This is a genomic window from Streptomyces sp. NPDC002499 (genome assembly GCF_053595415.1).
The window spans coordinates 594,732-615,050 of the sequence record NZ_JBSFXO010000007.1; the positions used below are offsets into that span (position 1 = coordinate 594,732).

Annotated in this window: 15 protein-coding genes; 3 read left to right on the plus strand and 12 right to left on the minus strand. The window is 71.9% G+C overall.

The genetic code is table 11. The annotated features are described in order from the left end of the window. Positions 1 to 17: 17 nt before the first annotated feature. The 6 genes from ACWD5F_RS22755 to ACWD5F_RS22780 all read right to left on the minus strand — a co-directional run bounded on the left by ACWD5F_RS22755 (position 18) and on the right by ACWD5F_RS22780 (position 8,175). Positions 18 to 578, minus strand: coding sequence for a hypothetical protein (locus tag ACWD5F_RS22755; protein ID WP_401727459.1), 561 nt, complete (start codon positions 576 to 578; stop codon positions 18 to 20). After that, positions 563 to 1,750: a ParA family protein gene (locus ACWD5F_RS22760; RefSeq protein WP_401727458.1), complete on the minus strand. Its 1,188-nt coding sequence runs from the start codon at positions 1,748 to 1,750 to the stop codon at positions 563 to 565. The genes ACWD5F_RS22755 and ACWD5F_RS22760 overlap by 16 nt, the downstream gene beginning before the upstream one ends. 403 nt (positions 1,751 to 2,153) lie before the next feature. Then, positions 2,154 to 3,278, minus strand: a complete 1,125-nt coding sequence (ald, locus tag ACWD5F_RS22765) for an alanine dehydrogenase (protein WP_451256721.1) — start codon at positions 3,276 to 3,278, stop codon at positions 2,154 to 2,156. Between the two features lie 136 nt (positions 3,279 to 3,414). Continuing rightward, positions 3,415 to 5,544, minus strand: a complete 2,130-nt coding sequence (locus ACWD5F_RS22770; protein ID WP_451256722.1) for a tetratricopeptide repeat protein — start codon at positions 5,542 to 5,544, stop codon at positions 3,415 to 3,417. A 234-nt stretch (positions 5,545 to 5,778) separates the two neighbouring features. Further along, positions 5,779 to 6,405 carry an NUDIX domain-containing protein gene (locus ACWD5F_RS22775; protein WP_451256724.1) on the minus strand — a complete coding sequence of 209 codons (627 nt, stop codon included), beginning with the start codon at positions 6,403 to 6,405 and terminating at the stop codon, positions 5,779 to 5,781. A 120-nt stretch (positions 6,406 to 6,525) separates the two neighbouring features. Next, complete coding sequence (locus tag ACWD5F_RS22780) at positions 6,526 to 8,175, minus strand: CTP synthase (RefSeq protein WP_451256726.1); 1,650 nt, start codon at positions 8,173 to 8,175, stop codon at positions 6,526 to 6,528. Positions 8,176 to 8,680: 505 nt separating this feature from the next. Here ACWD5F_RS22780 and ACWD5F_RS22785 point away from each other — a divergent pair. Together ACWD5F_RS22785 and ACWD5F_RS22790 are read left to right on the plus strand one after the other, a co-directional pair. After that, positions 8,681 to 10,483, plus strand: a complete 1,803-nt coding sequence (locus ACWD5F_RS22785; RefSeq protein WP_401727666.1) for a glycoside hydrolase family 15 protein — start codon at positions 8,681 to 8,683, stop codon at positions 10,481 to 10,483. 131 nt (positions 10,484 to 10,614) lie between these two features. Further along, a complete protein-coding gene (locus ACWD5F_RS22790; RefSeq protein WP_451256728.1) occupies positions 10,615 to 11,997 on the plus strand; it encodes an FAD-binding oxidoreductase in 1,383 nt (460 codons plus the stop codon). 26 nt (positions 11,998 to 12,023) lie between these two features. On the opposite strand, the gene ACWD5F_RS22795 is transcribed toward ACWD5F_RS22790, so the two are convergent. Then, positions 12,024 to 12,980, minus strand: coding sequence for an LLM class F420-dependent oxidoreductase (locus ACWD5F_RS22795; protein ID WP_451256730.1), 957 nt, complete (start codon positions 12,978 to 12,980; stop codon positions 12,024 to 12,026). A gap of 92 nt (positions 12,981 to 13,072) precedes the next feature. Between ACWD5F_RS22795 and ACWD5F_RS22800 the strand changes: the two genes are divergently transcribed. Next, complete coding sequence (locus ACWD5F_RS22800) at positions 13,073 to 14,737, plus strand: PucR family transcriptional regulator (protein ID WP_451256732.1); 1,665 nt, start codon at positions 13,073 to 13,075, stop codon at positions 14,735 to 14,737. 9 nt (positions 14,738 to 14,746) lie between these two features. Here ACWD5F_RS22800 and ACWD5F_RS22805 read toward each other — a convergent pair whose 3' ends face one another. The 5 genes from ACWD5F_RS22805 to ACWD5F_RS22825 all read right to left on the minus strand — a co-directional run bounded on the left by ACWD5F_RS22805 (position 14,747) and on the right by ACWD5F_RS22825 (position 20,281). Next, on the minus strand, positions 14,747 to 15,883 hold the full coding sequence (locus ACWD5F_RS22805) for a glycosyltransferase family 4 protein (protein ID WP_451256734.1): 1,137 nt from the start codon (positions 15,881 to 15,883) through the stop codon (positions 14,747 to 14,749). Positions 15,884 to 16,380: 497 nt separating this feature from the next. After that, a complete protein-coding gene (gene recN, locus ACWD5F_RS22810; RefSeq protein WP_451256779.1) occupies positions 16,381 to 18,099 on the minus strand; it encodes a DNA repair protein RecN in 1,719 nt (572 codons plus the stop codon). A 169-nt stretch (positions 18,100 to 18,268) separates the two neighbouring features. Beyond that, positions 18,269 to 19,177, minus strand: a complete 909-nt coding sequence (locus ACWD5F_RS22815) for an NAD kinase (RefSeq protein WP_124002468.1) — start codon at positions 19,175 to 19,177, stop codon at positions 18,269 to 18,271. Further along, a complete protein-coding gene (locus tag ACWD5F_RS22820; RefSeq protein ID WP_401727449.1) occupies positions 19,174 to 19,989 on the minus strand; it encodes a TlyA family RNA methyltransferase in 816 nt (271 codons plus the stop codon). The genes ACWD5F_RS22815 and ACWD5F_RS22820 overlap by 4 nt, the downstream gene beginning before the upstream one ends. 7 nt (positions 19,990 to 19,996) lie before the next feature. Continuing rightward, positions 19,997 to 20,281 (minus strand): hypothetical protein, encoded by a 285-nt coding sequence (locus ACWD5F_RS22825; protein ID WP_451256737.1) that lies wholly within the window; start codon positions 20,279 to 20,281, stop codon positions 19,997 to 19,999. Positions 20,282 to 20,319 lie beyond the last annotated feature (38 nt).

A 20,319-nucleotide genomic window follows, 5' to 3' on the forward strand; every position in this document is an offset into this window, starting at 1 on the left:
GCCCCGCACGTTACCGCCTACCGCCCGCGCAATCGCCGTACGAGAATGCTCGCGTCCCCACGGGACTCCAGATCGGCCAGCACCACGGCGACGGCCTCGCGTACGATCCGCCCGCGGTCGACCGCGAGCCCGTGCTCACCCCGGAGCACCAGACGCGCGTGCTCCAGATCCATGAGCTCCTCGGCGGACACGTACACCGTGATCTTCTCGTCGTGCCGTTCCCGCCCGCTGGGCCGACGCGAAGGGCTCCGCCCCCGCTTGCGCCCGGACGCCTCGGCGGCAGAACCTTCCTGCGCCCCCTGACGTCGCCCGGAGCCGGCCGCCCCGCGACTGCGGGACTCGCCGTCGTCGGCCTCCGACTCGGCGGCCACATGCTCGGCGCCCTCGCCGTCGCCGCCCTGTACGGGCACCGACTGCGGCGCGTCCTCACCGGCCGCGACCCCGTCGCTCTCCCCCGCGGGCGCGGGCACACGGGCTTCGCCGTTGGCCCCCCGCCGCGGAGTGGACGGCTGGAGCGCCATTCCCCCTGTCGTACGGAAGAGTTCGTCGGCCCCCGGCAGACTCACTCGGCGTGACACCGGGCGAGCACCTCCCTGGCGAGCTGGCGATAGGCGGCGGCACCGACGGAGTTGGAGGCGTACGTGGTGATCGGCTCACCGGCGACCGTGGTCTCCGGGAAGCGGACCGTGCGCCCGATGACCGTGTGGTAGACGTGGTCGTCGAACGCCTCGACGACACGCGCGAGCACCTCACGGCTGTGCACCGTGCGCGAGTCGTACATGGTGGCGAGGATCCCGTCGAGCTCCAGCTCCGGGTTGAGTCGCTCCTGGACCTTCTCGATCGTCTCCGTCAGCAGTGCGACACCGCGAAGAGCGAAGAACTCGCACTCCAGAGGCACTATCACCTTGTGCGCGGCCGTCAGAGCGTTGACCGTGAGCAGACCGAGCGAGGGCTGACAGTCGATCACGATGTAGTCGTAGTCGGCCATCAGGGGCTTGAGGGCCCGTTGCAATGTCGACTCGCGCGCGACCTCGGAGACCAGTTGGACCTCCGCCGCCGACAAGTCGATATTGCTCGGCAGCAGGTCCATGTTCGGGACCGCGGTCTTCAGGAGCACCTCGTCGGCCGCCATGCCCCGCTCCATGAGCAGGTTGTAGACGGTGAGGTCGAGCTCCATCGGGTTGACCCCGAGACCCACCGACAGCGCGCCCTGCGGGTCGAAGTCCACGAGCAGCACGCGCCGTCCGTACTCCGCGAGCGCGGCACCCAGGTTGATGGTCGACGTGGTCTTGCCGACGCCGCCCTTCTGGTTGCACATCGCGATGATCTTCGCGGGGCCGTGATCGGTCAGCGGGCCCGGGATCGGGAAGTACGGCAGCGGGCGTCCGGTCGGGCCCACGCGCTCGCGGCGCTGGCGGGCGGCGTCGGGCGCGAGCGTGGCCGCGTACTCGGGGTCGGGCTCGTACTCCGCGTCGGGGTCGTAGAAATGCCCCTCGGGCAGTTCGTCGTAGTCGGCGAAGTGGTTGTGGGGCGCGCCACTTCCGTCGCCGGCCATGGCGTTCACGTGATGGCCATCCATGCTCTGGTGTGCTGGCTGAGTCATCCCGGACATCTGAGACACCTGATGACTCCTCTGGGCTGCGAAGGTGCGCACAGCAACGGAGCCGACAGCCTCGAACCCCGCGGGACCCTGGCCCCGTACAGGCGTTCCTGGTTGACCACCCCCGGGAGAAAATGTCGACTCATTCACAAGTCGTCTTACCTCCTTGGTGACCAGGAAACTTCTAGACAGGTCAGCGTGGCACCATGCCGACGGTTGGCGACTCTATGGCGTGTCGGGCGTTCGCAGCAACACAATCCGCCGGACCCGGCAGGATGTGTCGGCAATGAAACATCCCTCTGTCAAGGGCGTACGGGCGTCGCACGGCAGGTTTCACCGGTGCACGAATCGGTTCAAGGGTTACGTTCGACGCGAGTTGACCGAGAGTCGCAAAGTGACCATACACACATCCGGCCGGACCTTGTGGTGCAAGGTCCGGCCGTGTGTACGTCGTTGACGCGCCTTGTTGACGTATCGCCTTTACGAAAAGGTGACTTAGCCTCTGAGCTGGTCGGAAGCCGCCATCAGGTCGCCGTTCATGTCGACTTGGGGCTCAGCCGAGCAGCGAGTCGAGCTCCACGTGCTCCAGGCCGTGCGCCTCGGCGACCTCCTTGTAAACGACCTTGCCGTCATGGGTGTTGAGGCCCTTGGCCAGCGCGGGATCGCGGCGCAGCGCCTCCACCCAGCCGTGGTTGGCGAGTTCGACGATGTAGGGCAGCGTCGCGTTGGTCAGCGCGTAGGTCGAGGTGTTGGGCACCGCGCCCGGCATGTTGGCGACGCAGTAGAAGACCGAGTTGTGCACCATGAAGGTCGGCTCGGCGTGCGTGGTCGGACGGGAGTCCTCGAAGCAGCCGCCCTGGTCGATCGCGATGTCGACAAGGACACTTCCGGGCTTCATCCGCGACACCAGTTCGTTGGTGACCAGCTTCGGCGCCTTGGCGCCCGGGATGAGGACCGCGCCGATCACGAGGTCGGCGTCCAGGACGGCCTTCTCCAGCTCGAAGGAGTTGGACATGATCGCCCGGACCTTGGTGCCGAAGACCTTGTCGGCCTCGCGCAGCTTGTTGATGTCGCGGTCGAGCAGGGTGACGTGGAAGCCCATGCCGACGGCGATCTGCGTGGCGTTCCAGCCGGAGACCCCGCCGCCGATGACGACGGCCCGCGCGGGCTGCGTGCCGGGGACACCGCCGGGGAGCACACCGCGGCCGCCGACCGAGCGCATCAGGTGGTAGGCGCCGACCTGCGGGGCGAGACGGCCCGCGACCTCGGACATCGGGGCGAGCAGCGGGAGCGCGCGGCTCGGCAGCTCGACGGTCTCGTAGGCGATCGCGGTGGTGCCGGACTCGACGAGCGCGTCGGTGCACTCCTTGGAGGCCGCCAGGTGCAGGTACGTGAAGAGCGTCTGGTCCTTGCGGAGGCGGTGGTACTCCTCGGCGATGGGCTCCTTGACCTTGAGCAGCAGGTCGGCGCCGGCCCAGACCTCGTCGGCGGTCTCCAGGATGCCGGCGCCGGCGGAGACGTACTCGCTGTCCGTGATCGAGGAGCCGAGACCGGCGCCGCGCTCGATGACGACCTGGTGGCCGGCGCGCACCAGCTCGTGCACACCGGCGGGGGTGATGGCCACCCGGAACTCGTTGTTCTTGACCTCGCGGGGGATGCCGACCTTCACGTGGATCACGGTCCTTGGCTCAGGGGAATGTGGTGCATTACTTGACATACCCAGGCACGAAGGCGCACACCGGGGTACACCGCAGGAGAAGGTGCGGCAGACCCAGTTTAATGAAGGCGTTCCCGCTGTCTAGCCTTTCATTGCATCAATCTTCTGCGGATGTACTACGGATTTCGCAGGCGTCAGGGTCTTGTTTCGGGAGATCGGCCTGCTCCGGCGCCTCTTCGGCCCGTCGTGGCGCGTCCTGGGCGGGCTCCGGTTCCCCGTCCGTCCGCTCCGCCTCCTGCGCCTCCTCCTCGCCCAGCAGCCGCTCGGCGGTCCCCCGGTGCAGCCCCGCCGCGGCGGGATCGCCCAGGCGCTCCAGCGTGTCGGCGAGCCGCAGCTGAAGCGCCGCCTGGAGCCGTACGTCGTCGGCGCGGCGCGCCCACTCCACCGCCTCGTGACAGGTCGCCAGCGACTCCTCGGGCCGCCCCGCGTACTCCTGGACGCGCGCGAGTTCGCTCAACGCCCGTGCGTGGGCGCCCACATCGCCGTTCCTGCGGTGTCCGGCGACCGCGGCCCGCCAGGACCGCTGCGCCTCGCCGTAGCGGCCCGCGTAGGTCTGGGCCGCGCCGATGCGGCCGTACAGCCGGGCGGCCTCCGCGCGGTCGTCCCGGGCGAGCCGCTGGGCCAGCGCCCGGCCGAACCAGTCGGCGGCCCGGTCGAAGTCCCCGAGCTCCAGATGCGCGCCGCCTACGGATTCCGTCGCGCGGCCGGTCGCATACGGGTCGTTCGCCTCGCGTCCGGCGTCCAGCGCGGCCCGGTAACGCGCCAGCGCGTCCTCGGTCCGCCCGGTCTGCGCGTCCAGGTCGCCGAGGTTCAGCAGCGCGGCGGCCCGTTCGCGGGGCAGCCCGCGGCGCTCGGCCACGTCCAGGACGAGCCGGTGGATGCCGTACAGGTCGGCCGCGGCCGCCTGGGTGCCGAAGTGCGCGACCATCGCCCTGACCAGCTGGGACATCAGCCGGCGGGCCAGCGTGTCGAGTTCCCCGTCGGCGACGGCGAGCCGGGCCGCGGCCAGCAGGGCGGGCCGGCGGATGCGCAGCCAGTCCTCGGCGGCCCGGGGGCTGGGGAAGCGCAGGGAGCGTGGCATGCCCTGGAGCTTCTCGCGCGCCTCGGGGTTGTCCGTCTCGGTGATGGCCCGGCAGGACTGCAGCAGTCGTACCGTCCGCTCCAGCATCCGGGCCCTGGCCAGTTGGAGCTCTCCCGGGCGGTCCTGGGTCTCCGTGAGGGCCTTCAGGAGGGGGTGCAGGCTGCCGGGGACCTCGTACTGCGGCAGCGGCGACTCCACGGCCCGCAGCAGGCCGAGGGCGACGAAGTCGTCCAGGGTGGTGCGGGCGCCGCCGACCGAGCAGCCGGCCAGCGCGGAGGCGGTGTGCGGGTCGACCAGGCCGGCCGGGGCGAGGGCGAGCAGACGCAGTATCCGGGCGGCCGGCGTGGGCAGCGAGGTGTACACGAGCCGGAAGACCCGGCTCAGCGGCGTGCCCTCGTCGTTCTCGGCGCGCAAGTGCTTGGCGAAGTCGGCGACGGCCGCCTTGGGGCGGGCGGCGAGCCAGCCGCCGGCCAGGGTGAGCGCCTCGGGGTGCGCCTGGCACTCCTCGGCGAGGTCCTCGGCGGCGCGCGGGTCGACGGTGATGCGGACCGAGCCGGTGTAGCGGGTGAGCAGTTCCAGGGCGGACTTGGTGTCGAGGCCGCCGAGGGTGCAGGGGCGGACGTCGGAGATGCCGGTGAGGGGGCCGCCCGAGACGGCGACGACCAGGCAGTCCGGGGTGTCCGGGAGCAGCGCGTCGACCTGCTCGGCGTCGGCCGCGTCGTCCAGCAGGAGCAGTGCCCGGCGGTCGGCCAGGGCGGTGCGCAGCGCCTCGGTGAGGTCGTCCTCGGCGGCTCCGGCGGGCGCCGGCCGGTCCAGGGCGGCGAGCAGCACGCGAGCCACGCGTTCGACCGGCACGGGGGTTCCGTCGGGCTCGCTCAGCCGGGCCCGGAGCACCCCGTCGTCGTAACCGTCCGCGACCTGCCGTACGAGCTCCTCGGCGAGCGCCGTGCGTCCCGAACCGGGACGTCCCGCGATCAGCAGGACGCGCGCGCGGGGCGCCTTCTTTCCGGTCAGGGTGTCCAGGCCGGTGCGCTCGATGTCGGCACGGAGTTCCTTCAACTCCCGCGTACGGCCCAGGAACTGACGCTCCGCCGGTTCGCGCCCGGACAGCCGGACGCCGCCTGTGTCCACCGCCTGATCCGTCACGGGCCACGCTCCCGTCCCACCGCACGCGCAAGCCCGCCGGGACTCCGGTATCGGGCGTTAACAGAGCCTAGTTCACGCTCTGCTACGTTCCGGGCGGAGCGCGGCGGGCACGTCCCCCGATCGGATCAGCCGATCGTCACACCGGGCGAGGTCACTGTGGGTCGCGACGTGTCCGCGGTGTCTTCGCGGACCCGTGCGGGTTCTGCGCGGTTTCTCTGTGAAGTCCCTGTGGGTTCAGGACTCGAACGGGCGCGCCGGCCAGGGCGCTTCCGCGGGACGCAGCGCGTCGAGGCCGTCGCCGGCGCGTGCGGCGGCCAGCGCGAGGACGCCCACGACGAGACAGCTGCTGTGCAGGTCGCCGGCGAGCACACCCCGTACGAGCTCGTCGAGGGGCACGCGTGCGTGCTCCATGTCGGTCTCCTCGTCCTCGGCCTCGAAGCGCTGTCCGTCGGCCTCGGACAGGTCGCGGGCGAGGAAGACGCGCACGGCCTCGTCGCAGCCGCCTGCGGTGGTGTAGAGGTCCGTCAGCACCCGCCAGTCCTCGGCCTTGACGTGGGCCTCCTCGTACAGCTCCCGCTGGGCGGCGTGCAGCGGGTTCTCACCGGGCACGTCGAGCAGGCCGGCCGGGATCTCCCACAGCCGCTGGCGCACGGGGTGGCGGTACTGGCGGATCAGCAGGACGCGGTCCTGGTCGTCGAGGGCGAGGATGCCGACCGAGCCGGGGTGGACCTGGTAGTCGCGGCGGGCCACCGAGCCGTCGGGCATGACCACCTCGTCCGTGCGGACCGAGGTCTTGTTGCCCACGAACGGGGTCTCCGTGGCCCGGATCTCCCACTCCTCCGGGGTGTCCTTCAGCGTCATGCCCTGTCCTTCCACGAACTCCGCCACCACCGGCCACGGACCGGCCGGCGACCGGCCACAAGAAAACCGGGGTGCTCACCTTTTGAAGGTATGCACCCCGGCCACCGTACAACTGGCGTGTTACTTGGAATTCTTGCGCTCGACCGAGGCCTTCACGAGCCCGGCGAACAACGGGTGCGGCCGGGTCGGCCGCGAGCGCAGCTCGGGGTGCGCCTGCGTGGCGACCAGGTAGGGGTGCGTCTCGCGCGCGTACTCGACGTACTCCACGAGCTTGCCGTCGGGCGAGGTGCCCGAGAACAGGATGCCGGCCTTCTTCTCCAGCTCCGCGCGGTAGGCGTTGTTCACCTCGTAGCGGTGCCGGTGCCGCTCCTCGACGTACTCCTTGCCGTCGTAGACCTCGCGCACGATGGAGCCCTCGGCCAGCTTGGCCGGGTACATGCCCAGGCGCATCGTGCCGCCCATGTCGCCGTCGCCGGCCACGATGTCCAGCTGCTCGGCCATCGTGGAGATGACCGGGTGGGCGGTGCCCGAGTCGAACTCGGTGGAGTTGGCGTCGGCGATGTCGGCCAGGTTGCGCGCGGCCTCGATCACGATGCACTGCAGGCCCAGGCAGAGGCCGAGCAGCGGGATCCTGTTCTCGCGGGCGTACCGGATGGCGCCCACCTTGCCGAGCACACCGCGGTCGCCGAAGCCGCCCGGGATGCAGACGCCGTCGACGTCGGCGAGCTGCGCCGCGGCGCCGGCCGGGGTCTTGCAGTCGTCCGAGGTGACCCACTTGATCTTCACGCGGGCCTTGTTGGCGAAGCCGCCCGCGCGCAGCGCCTCGGTGACCGAGAGATAGGCGTCGGGCAGGTCGATGTACTTGCCGACCAGCGCGAGGGTGATCTCGTGGTCCGGCTTGTGGACGCGGTCGAGCAGGTCGTCCCAGGTCGTCCAGTCCACGTCGCGGAACGGCAGGTCCAGCTTGCGGACGACGTAGGCGTCCAGGCCCTCGCTGTGGATGGTCTTCGGGATGTCGTAGATCGAGCGGGCGTCGGGACAGGCCACCACCGCGGCCTCGTCGACGTCGCACATCAGCGAGATCTTGCGCTTGATCGCGGTCGGCACCTCGCGGTCGGACCGCAGCACGATCGCGTCCGGCTGGATACCGATGTTCCGCAGGGCCGCAACCGAGTGCTGGGTCGGCTTCGTCTTCAGCTCCCCCGACGGGCCGATGTACGGCAGGAGGGAAATGTGGACGACGAAGACGTTGTCACGGCCGACCTCGTGCCGGACCTGGCGGACCGTCTCCAGGAACGGCAGGGACTCGATGTCGCCGACCGTGCCGCCGACCTCGGTGATCACGACGTCGACCTCGTCCGTCGCCATGCGGCGGATGCGGTGCTTGATCTCGTTGGTGATGTGCGGGATGACCTGCACGGTGTCGCCGAGGTACTCGCCGCGCCGCTCCTTGGCGATCACCGTCGAGTAGACCTGGCCCGTGGTGACATTGGCGGTGCCGTCCAGGTCCCGGTCCAGGAAACGCTCGTAGTGACCGATGTCCAGGTCGGTCTCGGCGCCGTCGTTGGTGACGAACACCTCACCGTGCTGGAAGGGGTTCATGGTGCCGGGGTCGACGTTCAGATACGGGTCGAGCTTCTGCATGACGACGCGCAGGCCCCGTGCCTTGAGCAGCATCCCCAGGCTGGAGGCCGTGAGGCCCTTGCCGAGCGAGGAGGCGACACCCCCGGTGACGAAGATGTGCTTGGTCGTCGTGGATTTCCGAGGCATGGCCAAGAGGGGGCTCCCGTGGTCGCGGTCTGGGGTGCGGTACGGCTGCCGTCCGGGATTCTCCGGGGGCGCCGTCGCTGCGGTTCGGGGGTTTTTCTCCCACCGGTCCACGGGCTACCAGGGTATCAGCGCCTCGGCGCGATGGCTTCCGGCCACGCTCCGCACGCAGGTCGACACGTGTCGGCACGCCGTCACGCGTTTCTCACCCGCCGCTCACCCGATCGGCCGATCCGGGTTGCCCGGAGCGGCACGCAGATCATCTACGTGCGTCGTATCCTGCTCGGACACTCGCTGCCGAGCCCGGCCGGAAACACGGCACCACCCCCGCCCGTCCCTCCCGGAACAACGAGAGCTCGTCAGTCCGTTGAGCTGAGATCGTCGTTTTGCCACATGGCCGGAACGACTGCTTTGCTTCACCGCTCAACGACGCATTACAACGACCCCTTGACCGCACCAGCGACAACCCCCTGTCGGGGGTGACGTGGCCGTTCGACTGGAGTTGCACGTGGCCGGGCGCATCGAAGACTACGCACTCATCGGAGACATGCAGACCGCCGCCTTGGTCTGCCGGGACGGCACAGTGGACTGGCTGTGCCTGCCCCGCTTCGACTCCCATGCCGTCTTCGCCGGCTTGCTGGGCACAGAGGAACACGGCTTCTGGCGGCTGGGCCCCGCGCACGCCTCGGACGCGCCGCCGCCGACGGCGGCCCGGCGCACCTACCGCGGCGACTCGCTGATCCTGGAGTCCGAGTGGGACACCCCGCGCGGCACGGTCCGGGTGACGGATTTCATGCCCCCGCGTGACGGTGCGCCGCAGCTGATCCGCATCGTGGAAGGCGTCTCGGGCCGCGTCCCGATGCGCTCGGCCCTGCGGATGCGTTTCTCGTACGGCCGTGTCGTGCCGTGGGTGCACAAGCACGAGGGCCGCACGGTCGCCGTCGCCGGACCGGACTCGGTGTGGTTCGACACGGAGGCCGAGACCTACGGCAAGTCGCTGACCACGTACGCCGACTTCACGGTCGCCCCGGGCGACCGGATCGCGTTCACGATCTCGTGGGAGCCCTCGCACAAGAAGCCGCCGGCACTGCCGGAGCCGGAGGCCTCGCTGCAAGCGACGGAGGACTTCTGGCGCGAGTGGGTGGAGCACTGCACGTACCACGGCCCCTACCGCGAGGCCGTCGTCCGCTCGCTGATCACTCTGAAGGCGCTGACCTACGGGCCGACCGGCGGCATCGTCGCCGCGCCGACCACCTCCCTGCCCGAGGACATCGGCGGGGTCCGCAACTGGGACTACCGCTACACCTGGCTGCGCGACGCCGCGATCACCCTCTCCTCGCTGCTGCGCACCGGCTACCGCGAGGAGGCCAGCGCCTGGCGCGAGTGGCTGCTGCGGGCGGTCGCCGGCGACCCGGAGAACCTGCAGATCATGTACGGCATCGCCGGCGAGCGCGAGTTGGGCGAGGCGGAGCTGGACTGGCTGCCGGGCTACGAGAACTCGGCGCCGGTGCGCGTCGGCAACGGCGCCGCGCACCAGCTCCAGTTGGACGTGTACGGCGAGGTCACCGAGGCCCTGCACCTGGGCCACATGACCGGCCTGGCGCGCAGCGACTACGCCTCCCTGCTCCAGCTCAAGCTGATCCGCTACCTGGAGCAGCACTGGGACGAGCCGGACGAGGGCATCTGGGAAGTCCGCGGCCCGCGCCGCCACTTCGTGCACTCCAAGGTCATGGCCTGGGTCGCCGTGGACCGCACGATCAAGCTGATCGAGTCCGGTGACGCGGACGGCCCGCTGGAGCGCTGGCGCGAACTGCGCGACGACATCCACCGGGACGTCTGCGAGAAGGGCTACGACAAGGAACGCAACACGTTCACGCAGTCCTACGGTTCGAAGGAACTGGACGCCTCCCTGCTGCTGATCCCGCAGATGGGCTTCCTGCCGCCGGACGACAAGCGCGTGATCGGCACCATCGAGGCGATCCAGCGCGAGCTGTCCACCGCGGACGGCTTCATCCTGCGCTACCCCACCGAGGGCGACAGCGAGGGCGTCGACGGCCTGCCCGGTGACGAAGGGGCCTTCCTGGCCTGCTCGTTCTGGATGGCGGACGACCTCGCGATGATCGGCCGCGTGGACGAGGCCCGCAAGCTGTTCGAGAAGCTCCTGGCCCTGCGCAACGACCTCGGCCTCCTCGCCGAGGAGTGGGACCCGCGCCTGAAGCGCCAGGTCGGCAACTTCCCGCAGGCCTTCAGCCACGTCCCGCTCATCGACACGGCGCTGCGCCTGACGGCGTCGGGGGCGTACGGCGGCTGACGTCCGCCAAGGTCGCCCGCCACGGCGGCCGATTCCTTACCGAGTGGTGACGGCGGGCGGTTGAACAGGACCGCCCGCCGAAGCACGCCTAGGGTGGAACCCATCAGCCCCTTCAGGAAGGGGGCGCCCCCATGGCCTCCCCATCTACGGCGGGCGCGGCTCTCACCGCGCTGCGCGAGGATCTGGTCGGCGACGTGTTCGCCCCTCAGGACCCGGGCTACGACGAGGCCCGGACCGTCTTCAACTCGATGATCGACCGGCGTCCCGCGGTCATCGCGCAGTGCGTCACCGGGGACGACGTCGTACGGGCCGTGCGCTTCGGCAGAGAGCTGGATCTGCCGATCGCGGTGCGCGGCGGCGGACACAGCGTGGCCGGCATGGCGCTCAACGACGGCGGACTGGTCGTCGACCTGCGCCACCTGCGCGCGGTGAGCGTCGATCCCGTGGCAGGGGCGGTACAGATCGCCGGCGGCGCCACGATGAGCGACCTGGACCGCGCCTGCCAGCCGCACGCTCTGGCCACCACCGGCGGCCGGGTGTCGACGACCGGGGTCGGCGGTTTCGTCCTGGGCGGCGGCTCCGGCTGGCTGGACCGCTGGTGCGGACTGGCCGTCGACAACCTGCTCGGCGCCGACCTCGTCACCGCGGACGGCGAGCGGGTGCACGCGAGCGCCGACGAGAACCCGGAGCTGTTCTGGGGCCTGCACGGCGGCGGGGGCAACTTCGGCATCGCCACCTCGCTCACCCTCGAGCTGCACGCGCTGCCCGAGTTCTCCATCGCGTTGGTGCTGTACCTCCCGGAGTTCGGCCCCGAGGCCGTGCGCACCTACCGCGACCTGATCGCCACGGGCCCGGACGAGGCGAGCGGCGGCGCGCTGTTCATCACGGGCCCGCCCGCGGAGTTCGTACCGCCGCACCTGGTCGGCACGCTCCTGTGCGCGGTGCTGCTGACGTACGCGGGGCCCGAGGAGGACATGCTCAAGCTGGCCGAGCCGCTGCTGGCGCTGCCGCACGAGTCGCAGGTCGTCGGCGCGATGCCGTACGCCGACGTCCAGTGCATGCTCGACGATCCGCCCGGGATGCGGAACTACTGGTCGGCCGAGTACCTCACGGGCGCGCCCGACGACTATCTGAAGGTCTTCTGCGCCGGAGCCCGGTCCATGCCCGTGCCGACCGGGACCATGCACGTGCTGTTCCCGCTGGGCGGCGCGATCGCCGCCGGGCCGCACGAGTACCCGGTGCCCTACCGGGACGCGCCCTGGGCCACGCACCCCTTCGCGATGTGGGAGGACCCGGCGGACGACGAACGGTGTGCCCAGTGGGTCCGGGACATGCGCGCCGCCGCACGGCCGTGGAGCACGGGTGACGTCTACCTCAACTTCATCGGCGACGAGGGCACCGAGCGGGTGGTGGCCGGGGTGGGCGCGGAGAACGCGGGGCGGCTGGCCGCGCTGAAACGGCAGTACGACCCGGACAACGTCTTCCGCTTCAACCACAACATCAGGCCGGCCTGAGGGCCGTACGTGTGCGCGGTGGCAGGTCAGGTGGGCCGGAGAGCCGTCAGCGTCCGCTCCCCGGCCGGGTCGCCCGCCGTCGCCGGTACGAGGGCGATCTCGTCCAGGCCGGCCTCGGCATAGGCGTCGATCCGGGCGCGTACGGCGTCGAGGTCGCCGATCAGGCCGAGGGTCGCGGCGGCTCTGGGCGGGAGGGCCCGCAGCAGGGTCTCCCGGTCGGCGCCGGTCGCGGCCAGCATCACCGCCTCGCCGAAGCCGGCTTCGACGAAGACCTCGCTGTAGCCCGGCACGGTGAGGTAGCCCGCGATGCCGCCCAGCACCTGGGCGAGGGACGCGGGGTCGGGATCGACGGCGGCGGGCAGCCAGGCGGCGAGCACGGGCCGCGCCCGCCCCGCCTTCTCCGCCGCCGCGTCCAGCTTCGTCCGCAGCACGCCGACCTGCGCCGGGGAGACCATGTCGAGGAGCATCCGGTCGGCGTGCGCGGCGGCGGTGGCGATCGCGCGGTCGCCGAACGCGGCCACGGTGAGAGGACCGCCGGGCGGCGGAAGACGTCGCAAGAAGGTGCTGCCGGGTACGACCGGCTCGCCCGGAGTGCCGTGCAGCAGACGGCGTACGGCGACCGCGCTCTCCTCCAGTACGGCCGCGGGCCGCTCGCGCACCCGGCCGTGCACACCCTCGACGACCCGCTTGCTGGAGGTGCCGAGCGCCACGCCGACCGCGCGGCCGGTCACGGCCGCGACCGAGGCGGCGCCCCGGGCGATCGTGTACGGATCCCGCACGTTCACCGGCACCGGCCCCGCCGTCACCGCCACGCGCTCGGTGGCCGCCCCGACGGCCGCCGCGAGCACGAACGCGTCCCACGTCGGCCCCTCCCCGGCCCACACCTCCCCGTACCCGAGCCGGTCGGCGAGTCGGGCCACCCGCACCGGCTCGTCCACCGCGCTGTCGTCCTCCCGGGCAACGGCCACCACGCTGAAGTCCATGTCCCGTCGCTACCCAGTCGCGCCCGGTTGATCCCAAAAGGCCCGCCATACCGGGCTGACCCGGAGGCATCCGCGCAGGTAGCGTCCGCTTCATGAACAGCGGCACGGACAGCAGCGCGGGCACGGGCACCGACAGCGCATACGACTCCCACGGCGCCGGGATCACCGTTCAGCGGGCCCTGGAGCTCCCCGGTCTGCGCAGCGGACTCCCCGAGGTCCTGGCGGGAGCCGACCGGCTCCAGCGGACCGTGCGCTGGGTGCACGCGGGCGAGGTGCCGAACATCGCCTCCCTCCTCAAGGGCGGTGAGCTGCTGCTGACCACGGGCTACGGCCTCGGCACCCGTCCGGCCGATCAGCGGGCATTCGTGCGCACCCTGGCCGAGCGCGGTATCGCGGCCCTCGTGATGGAACTGGGCCCGCGCTTCACGCGCCTGCCCGCCGCCCTCGTCGACACCGCACGGGCGGCCGGCCTGCCACTGGTCCAGCTGCACCGCGAGGTGCCGTTCGTGGCGGTCACCGAGGAGATCCACACCGAGATCGTCAACGGCCACTACGCGCTGCTCCAGCAGGCCGAGGAGGTGCACCGGCGCTGTACCGAGGCCCTGCTGGGCGGCGGCGGGATCCCCCAGGTGCTGGGCATCCTGGCGGACTTCAGCGGCAACCCGGTCTTCCTCGAGACGCCGGACGGGCAGCTGCTGTACGCCGCCGGAGCCGGTCCCGAGGGCGCGGAGCCGCTCCAGGTGTGGGAGGGCCTGCGCGGCCAGCACAAGGACACCCCGCCGGCCGGTTCGGCCCTGGTGGACGTGCCCGGGGGCGGTCCCGGTACGGGTTCGGTGCGGGCGCGGCTGGTCCTGCTCCCCGTGCGCGCTCCTCTGACCCCGGTGCACCGGATGGCCGCCGAGCGGGCCGCGGGCATCCTCGCCGTCGTCCTGATGCAGGCGCGTCAGGAGGAGGAACTGGCGGCGCGCGGGCGCGGGGACTTCCTGACCGACCTCGCCGAGGGCCGTATCGCCGCCGAGGACGCGCCCGCACAGGCGCGCGTGCTGGGCTTCAAGCCGGGCAGCAGCCCGCTCCTTCCGGTCGTCATGCGGATCGGCGACACGCTCGCCCCGGGCGGGGGCTGGGCGGTGCTCGCACGGGCGGTCGCGGAGGAGCTGGCCGCGGTGGGGGTGCCGGTCCTGTTGGGCGTACGACCTGTGGAGGGCCGCGTTCCGCTGCTGCTGGGGCTGCGCTCGGAGTCAGAGCGGTCGGCGGTCGCGGACCGGGTCGCGGCGGCTCTGCGGGCCGGGGTGGAGCGCGCCGGGATGCAGCGGCCCGGGGCGCAGCCGCCCGTCGTGGTGGTCGGCGTGGCCGGCGGCTGGGCGGCGGCCTCGGCGGGGCTGCGGCACGCGGCGGAGACGGCCACCGCGGCACAGGGCCTGACCGACCGGCCCTGGTACGACGCCCGCCGCCTCGACATCGACCTCCTGCTGTGGCGACTGCGCGAGCACCCGGACCTGGCGGCCTTCGTGGACCGCGCGATCGGCCCGCTGCGCGACCACGACAACCGCTCCCGCCCGCCGCTCCTGCCCACCCTGGAGACGTACCTGGCGCACGCGGGCCGCAAGGCGGAGACGGCCCGCGAGCTCCACCTCAACCGGCAGACGCTCTACAACCGGCTGGCCCGGATCGGCGAGTTGCTCGGCACGGACCTCGACGACCCGCAGACGGTACTGGCGTTGAGCCTGGCCCTGCGGGCCCGCAGGCTCGTGACCTGAACCGGTACGTCAGATGAGCGGCCGGGGCTGCGTCAACTCGTCGTACACACTCAGCACTTGCGCGACCGTCTCGTCCTCGGTCGGCCAGGTCGCCGCCTGGAGGGCGCCCTTGTCCTTCAGGAGTTCGCAGCGCTCGGGGTCGGAGAGCAGCCGCACGACGGCGTCGGCGAGGGCCTTCGCGTTGTCGGCCGGGACGAGTTCGGCGGCGTCGCCGACGAGTTCGGGAATGCCACCGACCCGGGTCGCGACCAGCGGCACGCGTGCGTGGAGGGCTTCCTGGGCGAGCACGGAGCGCGCTTCCCGGCTGCTCGGCAGAAGCACGAGGTCGGCGGCCGCGAGGAGTTCGGAGACGTCGTCACGGCGTCCGACCAGGCGGACCGGCAGTTCCTCGTCCTCGATCCGGCGCTGCAGCTCCGCCCGCAACGGACCCTCCCCCGCGACCGCGACGAGCGGCACGGGGTCCAGCCGGCTCCATCCGCGTGCGGCGTCCAGGAGGGTGTCGTAGCCCCGGTGCCGTTCGAGAGAACCGACGGCCATCAGCAACGGGCGGCCGATGGCGCCGAGTTCGGCCCGCACCTTGGCGCGCAGCCGGTCGGGGTCGTCCTGCTCGGCGGAGTGCCGCGGTCCGGGCAGGGAGACGGCGGCGAGCCGGGCGTCCCGTGCTCCCGTGCGGCGCGCCCGGTCCACGAGGTCGGAGGTGGTGCCGAGCACCACCGTGGCGGCCTTGACGACCCGCCGCTCCAACAGGCGCAGCAGATGGGCGCGGGCGCCCGCCGCGTACGCGCGGTCGTGCCAGGTGACGACGAGCGGGGTACGCCGGCCGCTGAGCGCCAGCACGGCACGGAAGGAGGCGTGCAGACCGTGCGCGTGCACCAGGTCGGCGTCCCGGCACGCCTCCCGGAGGGCGGCCACGGAGGCCGGGTCGCTGCTGCGGGGCACGTGCACGTGTTCGGCACCCGCACCGGTGAAGTCGTAGGTGTGATCGGCTTCTACGGGGGCGCACACCGTGACGCGTACGCCCCGTGCGGCGAGCCCCGAGGCCAGCGCACGCACGTGTGCGCTACTGCCGGCGTTGCCTCCGCCGAGCACCTGGACGGTGCGCAGCGGCGACTGGCCGGTCGCTGAGTGGCTGCTCACGTGGGTCACGTGGCCGGGGCTCCTGGTTCGGCGTCGGGCGGTCACGAAGAAAGTACAGAAGGATCGAGCGGAGGGGGTGTACCGCGCGGCTTCCTCCACGTACACGCCCAAGGATGCCAGCACGCACGGGTGTTCCGGGAACGCCGAGGGCGCGAGGAGTCGGCGGGCCGGGGTGCCGGGTCACCCACACGGGTGAGGGAAGCGGTGGTTCCGGGGGCGGGACGGTGAAGAAACGGTGAGCGAGCGGACAGGCCCGCGGACCTGGTTTCCCATGTCCTGTCCCACGCGCGGGCACCCTCGCTCGGGAAAGTCCGCACGCCGCGACCTGCGCGGCCCCGCTCCCCACGTGCCGTTGCGCTCACACGCGGGCGCGCCCGCCCCACACGCCGTCACGCGCCGCCCTGACCCGCGAAACCGCCCCGGCGCGGCAACACACCGACGAGCAGCGTCCGCCCGTCCCGGGCCGAGTTGAGCCGAGCCCGGCCGAACCGCCGACCGTCGAGCCGCTACCCGTCGGCCCGCGCCGTCGCCAGCAGCTCCTCCGCATGCGCCCGAGCCGTCTCCGAGTCCTCCTGGCCCGCCAGCATCCGGGACAACTCCCGGATCCGGTCCTCGCCTTCGAGGACCTTCACGCCGGACCGGGTCACCGACCCGTCGTTCGTCTTCTCGACCAGCAGCTGCCGGTCGGCGAACGCGGCGACCTGGGGAAGGTGGGTGACGACGACGACCTGCGCCGACTTGGCGAGCTTGGCGAGCCGGCGGCCGATCTCGACCGCCGCCTTGCCGCCGACGCCGGCGTCGACCTCGTCGAAGAGGTACGTCGGCACGGGGTCGGTGCCCGCGAACACGACCTCGACGGCGAGCATCACGCGCGAGAGCTCACCGCCGGACGCGCCCTTGGCGATGGGCCGTGGGGGCGCTCCCGGGTGCGGGGCGAGGAGCAGTTCGACCTCGTCGACGCCGGACGGCCCGTAGGCGACCGCGCGTCCGCCGACCTCCACGCCCTCCGGGTCCTCGGTCTGCCGGATCTCGAACGAGATGCGCGCGTGCGGCATGGCGAGCGAGGCCAGCTCGGCGGTCACGGCGGCCGCGAACCGCTCCGCCGCCTCCGCCCGCGCGTCGCTCAACGCCTGCGCGAGTCCGCCCAGTTCGACCCGCAGCGCGTCCCGCTCGACGGTCAGTTCGCCGATCCGCTCGTCGTCGCCGTCCAGCTCGGTCAGCCGCCCGGCGCTCGATTCGGCCCAGGCGAGCACGGAGTTGACGTCCTCGCCGTACTTCCGGGTCAGCGCGGTGAGCGCGGCCCGCCGCTCCTCGACGGCCGACAGCCGCAGCGGATCGGCGTCGAGGTCGTCGGCGTACCCCGCCAACTCCCCTGCCACATCGCCGAGAAGGATCCCGATCTCGCCGATCCGGTCGGCGAGCGCGGACAGCGCGGGGTCGTGCGACCGCACCGCGTCCAGGGCCCGGTGCGCGCCCGCGACCAGCGTGGCCGCGTCGACGCCCTCAGGGTCCTCGGGGTTGCCCGCGAGGGCCGCGTGGGCGGCCGTGGCGGCGGACGACAGGGCCTCGGCATGCCCGAGCCGGTTCGCCTCCTCCGCCAGCTCCACGTCCTCACCGGCGCGCGGCTCGACGCCGGCGATCTCGTCGAGGCCGTAGCGCAGCCGGTCGGCTTCCTGGGCCCGTTCACGCGCGCGGGTGACGATCTCGTCCAGCTCGACGGACACGGCCCGCAGCCGCCGGTAGGCCTCGCCGTACTTGGCGAGCGGGCCGGCCACGGCCTCACCGGCGTACCGGTCGAGCGCCGCTCGCTGCCGGGACAGTTTCAGCAGCCCTTGCTGATCGGTCTGCCCGTGCACGGCCACGAGGTCGTCGGCGAGTTCCGCCAGCAGCCCCACGGGCACACTGCGTCCGCCCACGTGCGCCCGCGACCGCCCTTCGGCGGAAACGGTACGGCTGATGAGCAGCGCCCCGTCGTCGAGTTCGGCCCCGGCCTCCTCGGCGCGCACGATGGCCGAGGCGCCCGGGGGCACGGAGATCCGCCCCTCCACGACCGCCTTCTCGGCGCCGATCCGCACCAGCGCGGGATCCGCCCGTCCGCCCAGCAGCAGCCCCAGGCTGGTGACCACCATGGTCTTGCCCGCGCCCGTCTCACCGGTGACGGCGGTGAACCCGGGCGACAGCTCGACGACCGCGTCGTCGATGACTCCGAGCGACCGTATCCGCATTTCTTCCAGCACGATGAAGACCTTACGAGGTCCGACCGGGCGAGTGCGAGGTGCCCTTGTCACCCGGGGGAGTGTCAGGGCCCGTAGGGGCCGGGGAACTGCGCGAGCGACCACAAACCGTCCACAGTCGCCCGCGCTTCCGCACATCTGTCCCGAACCATAAGGACGGCTAGTGGTGCGGCGCCCCGCGCCACCCGGAGACCGGCAACGCGAACTTCGCGACCAGCCGGTCCGTGAAGGAGGCGTGATGCAGCCGGGCCAGCCGTACCGGCACGGCGCCTCGCCGCACCTCCACCCGCGCCCCCGGCGGCAGCTCGAAGGTCCGCCGCCCGTCGCACCACAGCACACCCGGCGGGATGTGCGGCAGCAGCTCCACGGCGAGCACCGAGTTCGGCGAGGTCACCAGCGGCTTCGCGAACAGCGCGTGCGCGCTGATCGGCACCATCAGCAGCGCCTCGACCTCGGGCCACACCACCGGTCCCCCGGCGGAGAAGGCGTACGCGGTGGACCCGGTGGGCGTCGACAGCACGATCCCGTCGCACCCGAACCCGGTGACCGGCCGCCCGTCGATCTCCAGCACCACTTCGAGCAGCTTCTCGGCGCCGGCCTTCTGCACCGCCGCCTCGTTCAGCGCCCAGTCCGTGTGCACGATGTCGCCGTTGCGGTGGACGACCACATCGACGGTCATCCGCTCCTCGACCTCGTAGGACTTGGAGACCACGCGGTCGACGACCTTGTCGAGGTCGTCGCGCTCGGCCTCCGCGAGGAAGCCGACGCTGCCGAGGTTGACGCCGAGCATCGGCACCCCGGACGCGCGGGCGAACTCGGCGCCGCGCAGCAGCGTCCCGTCACCGCCCAGCACGATCAGCAGCTCGCACCCTTCGAGGCACTGCGCGGTCGCCTCCTTGACCAGCTCCACCTCTTCGGGCAGCGGCAGGTCGGCGGCCTCGTACTCCAGGACGCGCACGCCGATGCCCTCGCGCAGCAGGCCCTTCACCACCAGTTCGGCGCTGCGGATGGCCGCGGGCCGCCCGGTGTGGGCGAGCAGGAAAACAGTACGAGCTCGGTTCGGTGTCAACGGGGCCCCTCCGCCACTGCACGGTCGACATCGGCCGGGTCCAGTTGGGGTGCCCCGGCGCGCAGCCACAGAAAATACTCGACATTCCCGGAGGGTCCGGGCAGCGGGCTGGCGGTGACGCCCCTGACCCCGAGCCCGAGTTCCCACGCTTTCCCGGCCACGCCCCGCACGGCCTCCGCCCGCAGTTGCGTACTGCGGACGACACCGCCGCTGCCCAGTCGTTCCTTCCCCACCTCGAACTGCGGCTTGACCATCATCACCAGGTCGGCATCCGCCTTCACACACCGCGCGAGGGCCGGCAGCACCAGCCCGAGCGGGATGAAGGACAGATCACCCACGACAAGATCCACAGGTTCCCCATCGATCGCTTCAAGCGTCAACTCGCGTACGTTCGTACGGTCCTTGACGGTGACGCGTTCATCGCTTTGGAGAGACCAAGCGAGTTGTCCGTATCCGACATCCACCGCCACGACATGTGCGGCACCTGCCCGCAACAGGACGTCGGTGAAACCGCCGGTGGACGCGCCGGCGTCCAGCGCCCGCCGCCCCTCGACCACGAGCCCCTGCGGTACGAACGCCGCCAGCGCGCCCGCGAGTTTGTGCCCGCCCCGGGAGACGTAGTCGGGATCGCTGTCGTCGGTCTGGACGACGATCGCCGCCGCGGTCTCCACCTGCGTGGCGGACTTGGTCGCGACGGTCTTGCCGACGGTGACCCGGCCGGCCGCGATCAGCTGCCCGGCATGCTCGCGCGAGCGCGCCAGCTTCCGGCGCACCAGCTCCGCGTCCAGCCGACGGCGTGCGACTCCTGCCACGTTCGGTTCAGCTCCTACTGCCATACGTCGACGGGGGCACCGGAGGTCCCGGGCGGGCGTCGAGCGCGGTGAGCGCGTCGCGCAGCCCCCGGTGTACATCCTCGTACACCTCGATGTGTCCGTCCGTGGCGAGGTGGTCGGCGTCGGACAGCCGCTCCAACTGTCCGTCGACCTCGGCGTTGCCGGTCGGTGTGCGGGCCACGTCCAGCGGGGCGGGAGCGGCGGGGTCGTACTCGGCCTCGACCTCGGCCGGCTCCTCCTGCGCTGTGGCCTCGGGCACTGTGTCGCTCATGCCCAGACGCTACCCCGAAGAGCTGGGGTACCGTCGAT